Source organism: Mycolicibacterium insubricum (genome assembly GCF_010731615.1).
Taxonomy (GTDB): domain Bacteria; phylum Actinomycetota; class Actinomycetes; order Mycobacteriales; family Mycobacteriaceae; genus Mycobacterium; species Mycobacterium insubricum.
Genome location: NZ_AP022618.1, coordinates 4234594 through 4247644, shown reverse-complemented (window position 1 = coordinate 4247644; position 13051 = coordinate 4234594). Strand labels below are relative to the sequence as shown.

The 13051-nt window shown below is 68.2% G+C and carries 12 protein-coding genes; 5 read left to right on the top strand and 7 right to left on the bottom strand.

What is annotated here, in order from left to right:
- Window positions 1-46: 46 nt before the first annotated feature.
- The 3 genes from G6N16_RS19940 to G6N16_RS19930 form a co-directional block, all read right to left on the bottom strand.
- Window positions 47-913 carry a TIGR03619 family F420-dependent LLM class oxidoreductase gene (locus G6N16_RS19940; RefSeq protein WP_083031227.1) on the bottom strand — a complete coding sequence of 289 codons (867 nt, stop codon included), beginning with the start codon at window positions 911-913 and terminating at the stop codon, window positions 47-49.
- Window positions 914-979: 66 nt separating this feature from the next.
- A complete protein-coding gene (locus G6N16_RS19935; protein WP_163787933.1) occupies window positions 980-1660 on the bottom strand; it encodes a DUF4873 domain-containing protein in 681 nt (226 codons plus the stop codon).
- Window positions 1657-2580, bottom strand: a complete 924-nt coding sequence (locus tag G6N16_RS19930) for an AurF N-oxygenase family protein (RefSeq protein WP_083031224.1) — start codon at window positions 2578-2580, stop codon at window positions 1657-1659. The genes G6N16_RS19935 and G6N16_RS19930 overlap by 4 nt, the downstream gene beginning before the upstream one ends.
- A gap of 154 nt (window positions 2581-2734) precedes the next feature.
- Between G6N16_RS19930 and cobF the strand changes: the two genes are divergently transcribed.
- From cobF to G6N16_RS19915, 3 genes are read left to right on the top strand one after another with little or no spacing between them, the layout of a single operon-like run.
- Window positions 2735-3481 carry a precorrin-6A synthase (deacetylating) gene (gene cobF / locus G6N16_RS19925; protein WP_083031223.1) on the top strand — a complete coding sequence of 249 codons (747 nt, stop codon included), beginning with the start codon at window positions 2735-2737 and terminating at the stop codon, window positions 3479-3481.
- An 18-nt stretch (window positions 3482-3499) separates the two neighbouring features.
- A complete protein-coding gene (locus G6N16_RS19920) occupies window positions 3500-4363 on the top strand; it encodes a DNA-formamidopyrimidine glycosylase family protein (RefSeq protein ID WP_083031221.1) in 864 nt (287 codons plus the stop codon).
- Window positions 4364-4383: 20 nt separating this feature from the next.
- Complete coding sequence (locus G6N16_RS19915) at window positions 4384-5133, top strand: SDR family oxidoreductase (RefSeq protein ID WP_083031219.1); 750 nt, start codon at window positions 4384-4386, stop codon at window positions 5131-5133.
- Window positions 5134-5139: 6 nt separating this feature from the next.
- Here G6N16_RS19915 and pgi read toward each other — a convergent pair whose 3' ends face one another.
- Window positions 5140-6798 carry a glucose-6-phosphate isomerase gene (gene pgi / locus G6N16_RS19910; protein WP_083031218.1) on the bottom strand — a complete coding sequence of 553 codons (1659 nt, stop codon included), beginning with the start codon at window positions 6796-6798 and terminating at the stop codon, window positions 5140-5142.
- Between the two features lie 162 nt (window positions 6799-6960).
- Window positions 6961-7224: a chorismate mutase gene (locus G6N16_RS19905; protein ID WP_083031216.1), complete on the bottom strand. Its 264-nt coding sequence runs from the start codon at window positions 7222-7224 to the stop codon at window positions 6961-6963.
- 374 nt (window positions 7225-7598) lie between these two features.
- Between G6N16_RS19905 and pcrA the strand changes: the two genes are divergently transcribed.
- Window positions 7599-9911 (top strand): DNA helicase PcrA, encoded by a 2313-nt coding sequence (gene pcrA / locus G6N16_RS19900; protein ID WP_083031214.1) that lies wholly within the window; start codon window positions 7599-7601, stop codon window positions 9909-9911.
- 27 nt (window positions 9912-9938) lie between these two features.
- Here the strand turns inward: pcrA and G6N16_RS19895 are convergent, their stop codons facing one another.
- Together G6N16_RS19895 and G6N16_RS19890 are read right to left on the bottom strand one after the other, a co-directional pair.
- The gene (locus G6N16_RS19895; protein ID WP_083031213.1) at window positions 9939-10574 is read right to left on the bottom strand and encodes a hypothetical protein; all 636 of its coding nucleotides are present in this window, start codon (window positions 10572-10574) and stop codon (window positions 9939-9941) included.
- 59 nt (window positions 10575-10633) lie between these two features.
- Window positions 10634-11632 carry a M23 family metallopeptidase gene (locus G6N16_RS19890; protein ID WP_083031211.1) on the bottom strand — a complete coding sequence of 333 codons (999 nt, stop codon included), beginning with the start codon at window positions 11630-11632 and terminating at the stop codon, window positions 10634-10636.
- Window positions 11633-11880: 248 nt separating this feature from the next.
- Here G6N16_RS19890 and sucC point away from each other — a divergent pair, with 248 nt between their 5' ends.
- A complete protein-coding gene (gene sucC, locus G6N16_RS19885) occupies window positions 11881-13044 on the top strand; it encodes an ADP-forming succinate--CoA ligase subunit beta (protein ID WP_083031210.1) in 1164 nt (387 codons plus the stop codon).
- Window positions 13045-13051: the final 7 nt, after the last annotated feature.

Sequence of the window (13051 nt, the reverse complement as noted above, 5' to 3'; positions counted from 1 at the left end):
GGCGGAGCCGAGGGGAAGCCGGAGCCGAACCATCCCACCCTGAGGTTCAGACCTTCGCGATCACCCGGTCGGCGAACTTGTTGAGGTTGTCGATCTTGGTCTGCAGCGGTTCGGTGTCCGGGCCGATGATGTAGGGCAGCCGGAACCCCACGATGACGTCGGTGACGCCCTTGTCCTCCAGCCGCTTGATGCCGTCGGGCGTGTAGGCATCCATCGAGATCACGTGCACCTCGAAGTCGCCGGTGCGGCCGGACTCGGCGCGGTAGCGGGCCAGCGTGGCCAGCAGGGTGTCGAGTTCCTCGGCTCCGCCGCCGCCGTGCATCCAGCCGTCGTTGCGTGCCGCGCGGCGCAGCGCGGCGTCGGCGTGCCCGCCGATCAGAATCGGGATCGGCCGGCTGGGAGCCGGGCTCATCTTGGTCTTGGCGATGTCGTAGAACTCGCCGTGGTATTCGAAGTACTCCCCGGTGGTCAGGCCGCGGATGATGTCGATGCACTCGTCCATCCGCTTGCCGCGGCGGGCGAACGGCACGCCCATCAGGTCGTAGTCCTCGGGCCACGGGCTGGTGCCCACACCCAGGCCCAGCCGGTTGCCGAACATCGCGGCCACCGATCCGGCCTGCTTGGCGACCAGGGCCGGCGGGCGGATCGGCAGCTTGAGGACGAAGAAGTTCAGCCGCAGCGTGCTGGTCACCGCCGAGAGTGCCGAGGCCAGCACGAACGCCTCGGGCATCTCCTTGCCGTCGAGAAATTCGCGGTTCCCGTCGGGCGTGTAGGGGTAGGTGGCGTCGGATTCGAAGGGGTAGGCGACGCTGTCGGCGATGGTCATGCCGTGGTAACCGGCCGCCTCGGCCGCCTGTGCCAACGGGATGTAGTGGGCCGGATCGGTCATGGACTCGGCGAAAGTAAAACGCATGGGTCGATATTAGAACACGTTCTAGTTTGTGTCTGCGTCATGAGCAAACGACGTTGCGCAGTGGAGTTAAACCGGTATCGCCGAGGACCCTCCCCGGACCAGCGGATACGGCGGGGGGCCCGAGCCGACGATCATGAACATGCCCTGGGCGGTGCGTTCGGTCAGCTTGGCATCGACGGTGGTCTCGCCGATGGTCAGCCGCACGGGTCCGGCGCGGTCGATGGCCGTCGTATCGAAAACGCTGCCCTGCCAATGGAACCGGCCGTCGACGGGGTGCAGGTGGCCGGTCAGCCGGATCCGGGTGGAGATCTCTCGGTCGGTCAGGGTGAGGGTCGCGGGCCCGTCGTACACCTCGTCCTCGACGGTTTCGGTGCCGGTCAGGTAGAAACGCCGGGCCAGCCCGCCCGGGTACCAGCGCCGGGCCCGGACCCGCGAGCGGGCTTCGATCCGGCCGATACCGCTGCGCTCGACGAGGTTCAGGCAGCGCGCCACCACCCGGGTCTGCGCCTCGGTGTCCGGCCCCTGGATGCGGAACCAGTTGGGCAGCGCGTGCACGGCGATCGCCGGATCGTCACCGGCTCTGGCGTCCACCACCAGGGCGGCGGTGACCACCCGTCCGTCGGGCAGCGTGGCCGACCAGGTGTTGGTGGTGTTGTCGAACCGCGGTCGGTCGGTGCCGTCGAGGATCGCCACCGGCTCACCGGGCAGCCCGGCCAGCGGCGCCGCGCCGATCAGCAGATAACTCACAGAAAGCCGGCCCGTCGCCACATCCGCCGGCTCAGCCGGCCCATCAGGCCGATCTCGGTGAAGAAATCGGTCAGCGGTTCTGCGGCCCTGCGGCAGGACTGCCGGAATCGGGGGTTGGCGCGGGCGATGCGGCGGGCTTCCCGGGGTTCCAACCCGGCCCGGACATAGATGGCCGGGTGGGTGAACAGGAAGCGGTAGAACGGGCCGCCGACGCCGTGCAGGTTGGCCACCAGGATCCGCCGATACCACGGCATCGCCGGGGCGGTCTTGCGCAGATCGTCGCGGGCGAACTGGATGTGGCGGGCTTCCTCGGTGACGTGGATGCGCATGAGCCGCAACACGATCGGCTGCACATCGGCGCCCTCCAGGATCTGGCGCTGCAGGGCGTCGAAGATCTCCTCGCCGACCAGCGCCGCGCCCCACAGGATCGGGCCGCGGAAGGTCAGCGGCAGCAGGTTGATGATCATCCGCTGGTACAGCCGCGGCCGCACCGGCACGCCACCGATGCGGTCGATGGTCTTGCCGAACATCACCATGTGCCGAGTCTCGTCGCCGAGCTCGGTGAGTTTGTAGTGCGAGCTGGCCGCCGTCGGGTTGCGGTGCATCAGGTCGCGCAGCAGCGCCTGGTTCAGGATGTTCTCGAACCAGATGCCGGCCGAGAGCACGTTGACCAGTTCCTGACGGGACAGCTCGATCTGCTGCTCGCGGCTCAGCGAGTGCCACAGATCGGTGCCGTAGATGCTGATCAGCTCCGGCGGCAGGAAGAACATGTCCGGTTCGATCGGGGCGTCCCAGTCGATGTCGACGACGGGCGCATACGACTTGCGGACCGAGCCCTTCAGCAGTCGCTGGGCAACCTCTTCCCGGGACCTGGTCGACGCGGCCGGACCTGTGGCTGTGGTGGCGATGGCGCGAGTCATCTCCGAACGCCCTTCTCAGTCAGCGAATTACACGTTCTAGACCAAAAGTAAAACCGGTTATTGAAGTTGTCAATACCGGCGGTACCGGATATTTCCGATCGTGACACTCACCCGCGCCGGACCTTTCCGGGGCCTGCCGAGATAGCGTGCCGGGATGCGGAAAATCCATGTCATCGGCATCGGGGCCGGTGATCTCGACTATGTCACCGCGCAGGCCGTCACCGCGCTCAACGACACCGCCGTGTTCTTCGCGATGGACAAAGGAGACGCCAAAACCGACCTGGTGGCGCTGCGCCGAGCGGTGTGCGAGCGGTTCATCACCAAGCCCGGCTACCGCTTCGTCGAACTCGCCGACCCGCCGCGGCGCCGGGTCGCCGCCGACGAACCGGGCTACACCGACGCGGTCGCCGACTGGCACGACGCCCGCGCCCGAGTCTGGGCTGACGCCGTCGAAACCGAACTCGGGCCCGACGACGTCGGCGCGTTCCTGGCCTGGGGCGACCCGTCGCTCTACGACAGCACCCTGCGGATCCTGGACCGGGTCCGCGGCCACGTCGAGTTCGACTACGACGTCATCCCCGGCATCACCGCCGTCCAGGCACTGACCGCCCGGCACCGCATCCCGCTCAACGACGTCGGCGAACCCGTGCTGATCACCACCGGCCGGCAGCTGCGCGACGGTGGCCTGACCGGGTCGGCGGTGGTGATGCTCGACGCCGACTGCAGTTTCCTGCGCTGCGCGCCAGAGACCCGCATCTGGTGGGGCGCCTACCTGGGCACCCCCGACGAGTTGCTGGCCGCCGGCACCGTGGGCGAGGTGGGGGCGCACATCGCGGAGATGCGCGCGGCCGCCCGCGCCCGGCACGGCTGGATCATGGACACCTACCTGTTGCGTGCCTGACGGGCGCAGAATTACTTCATGCCAGAACTCCCCGAGATCGAGGCGCTGGCCGCCCACCTGCGCAGCCACGCCGTCGGGCGCCCCATCGGCCGGATCGACGTCGCCGCGCTGTCGGTGCTCAAGACCTTCGACCCACCGGTCACTGCGCTGTACGGCGCCGAGGTCACCGACGCCCGCCGGTGGGGCAAATACCTCGGACTGGTGGCCGGCGATCACTATCTGATCACCCACCTGTCGCGGGCCGGCTGGCTGCGGTGGTCCGACCAGCTGCCGGCCGCCCCACCCAAACCGGGCCGCGGGCCCATCGCCCTGCGGGTGCACTTGGGCACCCCCGGCGAGGCGCCCGGATTCGACCTCACCGAGGCGGGCACCCAGAAGCGGCTGGCCGTCTGGCTGGTCGAGGACCCGGGTTCAATTCCCGGCATCGCCGCCCTCGGCCCCGACGCCTTGGCGCTCTCGGAGGCGGAGCTGGCCGCCGCGCTGGCCGGCAACACCGGCCGGATCAAGACCGTGCTCACCGACCAGAAGGTCATCGCGGGAATCGGCAACGCCTACAGCGACGAGATCCTGCACGCGGCCCGGCTGTCGCCGTTCGCGACCGCCGGCAAGCTCGACGACGGCCAGGTCGCCGCGCTGCACTCGGCGATGACCACGGTGCTCACCGACGCCGTCACCCGCCTGGTCGGACAGCGCGCCGCCACCCTGAAGGGGGAGAAGCGATCCGGGCTGCAGGTGCACGCCCGTGCCGGCCTGCCCTGCCCGGTGTGCGGGGACACCGTCCGCGAGGTGTCCTTCGCCGACAAGTCGTTCCAGTACTGCCCGACGTGCCAGACCGGCGGCAAGATCCTCGCCGACCGGCGGATGAGCAAACTGCTCAAATAGTCCTTGGCTACGCTGCGGGAATGGTTAGGCAGAACATCCTCATCACCGGCGCCAGCTCCGGACTCGGCGCCGGCATGGCCCGCGCCTTCGCCGCCAAGGGCCGCAACCTCGCTCTGTGTGCCCGCCGCGTCGAACGGCTGCAGGAGCTGCGCGACGAACTGACCGCCGCGCACCCGGGCATCACGGTTGCCATCGCCGAACTCGATGTCAACGACCACGACGCCGTCCCGCAGGTGTTCGCAGCGCTGGCGGCCGAACTCGGCGGCATCGACCGGGTGATCGTCAACGCCGGACTGGGCAAGGGCGGGGTACTGGGCACCGGCAAGCTCGCCGCCAACCTGGCCACCATCGAGACCAATCTCGTTGCTGCACTGGTACAGATCGAGACCGCGCTGGAGATGTTCCGGGCCGCCGGCGGCGGACATCTGGTGCTGGTGTCCTCGGTGCTCGGCAACCGCGGCGTACCCGGGGTGCGCGCGGCGTATGCGGCGAGCAAGGCGGGCGTCTCGTCGCTGGGGGAATCGCTGCGCGCCGAGCACGCCGGCGGGCCGATCGCCATCACCGTGCTCGAACCCGGCTACATCGAATCCGAGATGACCGCGCGCTCGGGTGGCTCGAAGATGATGGTGGACAACGCAACCGGCGTCGCGGCAATGGTGGCCGCCGTCGAGCGCGAACGCGGCCGGGCGATCGTCCCGGCCTGGCCGTGGACGCCGGTGGTGGCCGCGATGAAGGTGGCGCCCACCCGGCTGGTGAAATTCTTCGCCTGAGCCCGCTCAGTCGGCCCGGCCGCGGGCGCTGCGGTAGTGGCGCACCAGCGCGTCGGTGGAGCTGTCGGACTGGGGCGCGGGCGGGGTGGCGTCGGTGATCACCGGAAGAAGTGCTTTGGCCTGGGCCTTGCCCAGTTCCACACCCCACTGGTCGAACGAGTCGATACCCCAGATCATCCCCGCGGCGAACACCTGATGCTCATACAGCGCGATCAACTGGCCCATCACCGACGGGGTCAACCGGGTGGCCAGGATCGAGGTGCTCGGCCGGTTGCCCGGCATGACCTTGTGCGGCACCAGGTGTTCCGGGCTGCCCTCGGCGGCGATTTCCTCGGCGGTCTTGCCGAACGCCAGCACCTGGGTTTGGGCGAAGAAGTTGCTCATCAGCAGGTCGTGCATGCTGCCGGAGCCGTCGGCGGTGGGCAGGTCGTCCGTGGGCTCGGCGAACCCGATGAAATCGGCCGGCACCAGCCGGGTGCCCTGGTGCAGCAGTTGGTAGAAGGCGTGCTGGCCGTTGGTCCCCGGCTCACCCCAGAAGATCTCGCCGGTGTCCGCGCCGACCGCCGACCCGTCGGCCCGCACCGACTTGCCGTTGGACTCCATCGTCAGTTGCTGCAGGTAGGCGGCGAACCGGGCCAGGTCGTTGGAGTATGGCAGCACCGCGCGGGACTGGGCGCCGAAGAAGTTCGAGTACCACAGCCCGATCAGCGCCAGCAGCACCGGTGCGTTCTCGGCGAGCGGGGCGGTGCGGAAATGTTCGTCGACCAGGTGGAAGCCCGCCAGCAATTCGGCGAACCGCTCCCGGCCGATCACCGCCATCACCGACAGCCCGATCGCCGAATCCACCGAGTACCGGCCACCGACCCAGTCCCAGAAGCCGAACATGTTGGCCGTGTCGATGCCGAAGCCGGACACCAGCTCGGCGTTGGTGGACACCGCCACGAAGTGCTTGCTGACGGCGTCGTCACCGAGGGCGTCGGTCAGCCAGCTCCGGGCCGCGGTGGCATTGGTCAGCGTCTCCAGCGTGGTGAAGGTCTTGGAGGCGATGATGAACAGGGTGCTCGCCGGGTCGAGGTCGGCCAGCGCGGCGACCAGGTCGGCCGGATCCACGTTTGATACGAAGCGCGCCGAGATGCCGGCGTCGGCGTAGTGGCGCAGCGCCTGGTACAGCATCGCCGGGCCCAGGTCCGAGCCGCCGATGCCGATGTTGACCACGGTGGTGATCCGTTGCCCGGTCGCGCCGGTCCAGCTGCCGTCGCGCAGCCGGTCGGTAAAGGCGCCCATGGCGTCGAGCACGGCGTGTACGTCGGTGACCACTTGCTGGCCGTCGACGCTGAGCCGGGCGGTTTTCGGCAGCCGCAGCGCGGTGTGCAGCACCGCCCGGTCCTCGGAGGTGTTGATGTGGTCGCCGCGGAACATGGCGTCGCGGTGGCCGACTAGATCGGCGGCCTCGGCCAGGTCGCACAGCAGCTTCAGGGTCTCGCGGGTGACCCGGTGCTTGCTGTAGTCGATGTACAGATCACCGACGGTCAGCGCCAGTTCCCGCCCGCGATCGGGGTCGTCCGCGAACAGCTCCCGGAGTGTTCGATCACCGACCTGCCGGTAGTGGGATGACAGTGCGGCCCATGCGGGGCCGGCGGTGATATCGGGCGTCGCGGCGGTCATGGACTGACCCTAACGTGGTTGGCACTCCAGCTGCCGAGCGAAGGCGTCGCGCTCAGTGGCCGAGCCGACCCAGGTTGTCAGGCGGCTCGCCACCTCGCGCTTCGCGCTCAGTGGCCGAGCCGACCCAGGTTGTCAGGCGGCTCGCCACCTCGCGCTTCGCGCTCAGTGGCCGAGCCGACCGCGACCCATGCGCAGCAGGAGCATGGCCAGATCCTTGCCGTCCGGGCCGAGTTCGCTGTAGCGCTCGATGACCTTCATCTCGCGACTGTGCACCAAACGCGTGCCGCCGGAGGCCATCCGGATCTGCCCGATCTCCTGCGACACCTCGCGGCGGCGCTTGACCGCCGCCAGGATTTCAGCGTCCAGGCGGTCGATTTCCAGGCGCAGGTCGTCGATATCGGGCATGACCTCGGTTTCTGTCTTCATGATGGGACTCTTTCCTGTGTCGGTTCCGGAGCCGGACTTCCACAAGAAGCAAGCCCCGGATCTGCGATTGCGGACCGCGGGGCTGCGAGGCAGCTAGACCACGGGCACCGCGGACCGGTACCCGTAAAAAAATCGATGCTGCCGACAACTCACCCGTCGAGTCTGCCACCGGGGGCCTCGGCCGTGCAAAGCCGTACCGAATGTTCACCGAACAGCGCCGTCAACTGGATTATCCAGGCGAATGCCCTGAGCGGTCACCATTTGGTACTCGCCGGGCGGCGAGGCGTCCGATCTGTGGCGCGACACCGCCAGAGCGGGCCGCCGCCGAGGCCCGGATTTCGGTGTCGGCGCCCGGCGGTAGGTTGAGAAGCGATATGACCGGTGAACTGTCGCTTTTCTCCCAGACCACCCCGCCCGACGAACTGCTCGACGGGCTCAACCCGCAGCAGCGCCAGGCCGTGCTGCACGAGGGTTCACCGCTGCTGATCGTGGCCGGTGCGGGGTCGGGCAAGACGGCGGTGCTGACCCGGCGCATCGCCTACCTACTGGGTGCCCGCGACGTCGGCGTGGGCCAGATCCTGGCCATCACCTTCACCAACAAGGCCGCCGCCGAGATGCGCGAGCGGGTGGTCGACCTGATCGGCCCGCGGGCCCGCTCGATGTGGGTGTCCACCTTCCACTCCACCTGCGTGCGGATCCTGCGCAATCAGGCGTCGCTGCTACCCGGCCTGAACTCCAACTTCTCGATCTACGACGCCGACGACTCGCGGCGACTGTTGGGGATGATCGCCCGCGATATGGGCCTGGACATCAAACGGCACTCGCCGCGGCTGCTGTCCAACGCCATCTCCAACCTGAAGAACGAGCTCATCGACCCGGAGCGCGCGGCCGCAGAGGCCACCGAAGACCTGGCCGGCGTAGTCGCGCAGGTGTACGCCGAGTACCAGCGGCGGCTGCGGTCGGCCAACGCCATGGACTTCGACGACCTCATCTCCGAGACGGTCGGCATCCTGCAGGCGTTTCCCAACATCGCCGAGTACTACCGCCGCCGATTCCGCCACATCCTGGTCGATGAGTACCAGGACACCAACCACGCCCAGTACATGCTGGTGCGTGAGCTGGTCGGGCACAACCTGCCCGCCGACGCCTCGGTCGGGCCCGCCGAGCTGTGCGTGGTGGGCGACGCCGACCAGTCCATCTACGCGTTCCGCGGCGCGACGATCCGCAACATTGAGGACTTCGAGCGCGACTACCCCGACGCCACCACCATCCTGCTGGAGCAGAACTACCGGTCCACCCAGAACATCCTGACCGCCGCCAACGCGGTCATCGCCTACAACACCGGGCGCCGGGAGAAGCGGCTGTGGACCGATGCCGGGGAGGGCGAGCTGCTCGTCGGCTTCGTCGCGGAGAACGAGCACGACGAGGCCCGGTTCGTCGCGGCCGAGATCGAGGAACTCGTCTCGGGCAGCGATCACACCTACGCCGACGTCGCGGTGTTCTACCGCACCAACAACTCCTCGCGCGCGCTGGAGGAGGTGTTCATCCGTTCCGGCATCCCCTACAAGGTGGTCGGCGGGGTGCGCTTCTACGAACGCAAGGAGATCCGCGACCTGGTCGCCTACCTGCGGGTGCTGGACAACCCCGGCGACGCGGTCAGCATGCGGCGCATCCTCAACACCCCGCGCCGCGGCATCGGTGACCGCGCCGAGGCGTGCGTGGCCGTGCACGCGGAGAACACCGGCATCGGGTTCAACGCGGCGCTGGCCGAAGCCGCCGCCGGCCGGGTCCCGATGCTCAACACCCGCTCCGAGAAGGCCATCAAGGCATTCATCGAGATGCTCGACGGCCTGCGCGCACACCTGGGCGACGAACTCGGCGACCTGGTCGAGGCGGTGCTCGACGGTACCGGCTACCGGCGAGAGCTGGAGTCCAGCAGCGATCCGCAAGACCTGGCCCGGCTCGACAACCTCAACGAGTTGGTCTCCGTCGCACACGAATTCAGCATCGACCGGGCGAACGCGAATGCCCTGCGCGAGGAGGAAGGGATCGAGTCCGACACCGAGGACCCTGAGCTGGGGGTGCTCGCCGAGTTCCTGGAGCGGGTGTCGCTGGTCGCCGACTCCGATGAGATCCCCGAGGACGGCGACGGTGTGGTCACCATGATGACGCTGCACACCGCCAAGGGGCTGGAGTTCCCGGTGGTTTTCGTCACCGGCTGGGAGGACGGCATGTTCCCGCACATGCGGGCGCTGGGTGATCCGGGCGAGCTGTCCGAGGAACGCCGGCTGGCCTACGTCGGCATCACCCGCGCGCGGCAGCGGCTGTACCTGAGCCGGGCGATCGTCCGCTCGTCGTGGGGCCAACCCATGCTGAACCCGGAATCACGATTTCTGCGGGAGATCCCCGAGACGCTGATCGATTGGCGCAGAGTCGAATCCGCGCCGTCGCGCAGCGCCCCGGTGACCAGCCGGTTCGCCCCGTCGTCGCGCCCGGCGCCGGCCGCCCGGCGCAACAAGCCGATCATCACGCTGGAGCCCGGCGACCGGGTCACCCACGACAAGTACGGGCTGGGCCGGGTCGAGGAGGTCTCCGGCGTCGGCGAATCGGCGATGTCGCTGATCGACTTCGGATCGGCCGGCCGGGTCAAGCTCATGCACAACCACGCCCCGGTGTCCAAGCTGTAGGCCTTGGCTACCGGCCCGGGTGGGCCGCTACCGGGTGCAGTAGAGCTTGGTGGAGCGCAGCTGGGATAGCACGATGGTGGCGATCGGGAAGATCAGGCCCACGAGTGAGACTGCATAGGTCGGCGTGTGATACCCGTAGTAGTAGCCGTAGCTGTCCACGATCTCGCTGTAGTACGCGTAGGCAGCGATCACGCCGATGATGCTGCCCGCGATGCTGACACCGCAACCGATGGTGACCAGCATCGGTGACATCCGCTTGCGCAGGAACATCATGATTCCACCGGTGATCAGCAGGGCGGCGACCGCCACGTTGCAGATCAGGCCGATCACCGTCGTCGCCACATACCAGCCAGGCAGGCCGCCGTAAACGTGGGCCGAGTTGAACAGGATGCTCACCGACACCATACCGACGCCGGCGCCGAAGATCGCGACGAGCGCCGCCACGCCACCCAGGACAGCCAGCACTCCGGCGGTGATGGCGGTGGCTCCGGACGGGCCAGCGGGCGGCATGCCGTACGGCGAGTAGCCCATGCCCTGTTGCTGCTCCCACGGAGCGGACTGCTGTGGTTGGCCGTACGGCGAACCGGAACCGTAGCCGCCCGAGCCGTATCCGCCGGAACCGTAGCCCGAAGAACCGTAGGGCGAACCGCCGAATGGATTCATGAGGTCAGCCTAGCGGTGGCCGGCCGAAACAGCGTGCCCGGCCTGGCGCGATCATCCGATCAGCCGACGTAGCTGCCCACGGAGATCCCGCGGGCGGCGAGCCATGGCACCGGGTCGATGCGCGACTTGCCGTCGGGCATGACCTCGAAGTGGCAGTGCGGGCCGGTGGAGTTACCCCGGTTACCGACGGTGGCGATCTGGTCGCCGGCCATCACCTGCTGGCCGGCGGTGACGGTCCAGGTGTTGACGTGGCCGTACAGCGTGACGGTGCCGTCGCTGTGCCGGATCTTGACGTAGGCGCCGTAGCCGGCGGTCGGGCCGGCCTCGATGACGGTTCCGTCGGACACCGCGTAGATCGGGGTGCCGATCGGGGCGGCCAGGTCGACGCCGGCGTGCAGCGCACCCCAGCGGTAGCCGAAGCCGGAGGTGAAGACGCCGGTGGTGGGCTTGACGAACAGCGGGCGGGTCAGCCGGGCCTCGCGCTCGGCGCGCTCCTGGGCGAATGCTGCGCCGTTGGCCAGTTCTTCGTTGTGGCTCGCGGTGTTGAGCGCCGGGGCCATGCTGACCAGCTGCATACCGCCGCCGACGCCGGTGATGACGGCGCCGCTGTCGGTGGTGGTGGTCTCGTCGGCGGCCAGCACGGTCTCGGTGGGCTCCACCGACCGCGGCGTCAGCACGGTGTAGGCGGCCGCGGCGGCTGCGCCGGCGGCCATCGCGGCGATCAGCACGCGGCCGCGGGTCGCGCTGGTCTGGTCCTTGCGGTGCGTGCCGATGCGGGGCAGCACCTCGGTGATCACGTCGTCCGGATCAATGGTCGATTTGCTGGGCTTCTCCAGCTGGATGGCGACCAGATTGTCGGTGTCGGCCAGGTCGTCGAGCTCGGGGGCGTGCAGAACTTCGGTGCGGCCGGCCAGCGAGCGATGGTTGAAGTCCACGTCAGCAAGGATATTGCCGGTGGTGATATCGGTAACCTCGGTGGCGCCGACGGGGATGCTGGATCGGCGCGCTGCCCTCGGCGCTCCGGGGCGCCGGGCCCCTGAAGAACTTTGCTGCGTCAACCTGTGAACTCCACGTGTCGTAACCAAAGCGTTATCTAATCCCGGAAACGGTATCTAAACCCCGTCGATGGTCGCAAGCCAACGGGGTGATCCGCCGTACTTTGTGATTCGTATCACCGTACCGGCGCGGTGACCTTTACCACATGGGGTGGGTGCTGTGATAGCGATTTCGCCGAGTCGATATGGTGCCTTCGGACGGCTTAAGTCGGTCCCCTCATACGAATAGACGAATAGAACAGTGAGCTCACATGGATCTTTTCGAGTACCAGGCGAAGGAATTGTTCGCCAAGCACAACGTACCGACCTCAGCCGGCCGGGTCACCGACTCGGCCGAGGGTGCCAAGGCGATCGCCGAGGAGATCGGCAAGCCGGTCATGGTCAAGGCGCAGGTCAAGGTCGGTGGCCGCGGTAAGGCCGGTGGTGTGAAGTACGCCGCCACCGCCGACGACGCCTACACGCACGCCAAGAACATCCTGGGCCTGGACATCAAGGGCCACATCGTCAAGAAGCTGCTGGTCGCCGAGGCCAGTGACATCGCCGAGGAGTACTACATCTCCTTCCTGCTCGACCGTGCCAACCGGACCTACCTGGCCATGTGCTCGGTCGAGGGCGGCATGGAGATCGAAGAGGTCGCCGCGACCAAGCCGGACCGGCTGGCCAAGGTGCCCGTCGACGCAGTCAAGGGCGTCGACCTGGCCACCGCCCGCTCCATTGCCGAGCAGGGCCACCTGCCCGCCGAGGTGCTCGACGCCGCCGCGGTGACCATCCAGAAGCTGTGGGAGGTCTTCGTCGGCGAGGACGCCACCCTGGTCGAGGTCAACCCGCTGGTCCGCACGCCCGACGACCAGATCCTGGCGCTGGACGGCAAGGTCACCCTGGACGCCAACGCCGACTTCCGTCAGCCCGGCCACGTCGAGTTCGAGGACCGCGACGCCACCGATCCGCTGGAACTCAAGGCCAAGGAGCACGACCTGAACTACGTCAAGCTCGACGGTTCGGTCGGCGTCATCGGCAACGGCGCCGGCCTGGTCATGTCGACGCTGGACGTTGTCGCCTACGCCGGAGAGAACCACGGCGGGGTCAAGCCGGCCAACTTCCTCGACATCGGCGGTGGCGCCTCGGCAGAGGTGATGGCCGCCGGTCTGGACGTCATCCTGGGCGACTCGCAGGTCAAGAGCGTCTTCGTCAACGTCTTCGGTGGCATCACCGCCTGCGACGCGGTGGCCAACGGGATCGTCGGCGCGCTCAACACCCTCGGCGACGAGGCGAACAAGCCGCTGGTGGTGCGCCTCGACGGCAACAACGTCGAAGAGGGCCGCCGCATCCTGGCCGCGGCCAACCACCCGCTGGTGATCCAGGCCGAGACCATGGACGCCGGTGCCGACAAAGCCGCCGAGCTGGCCAACAAGTAAGGGACAC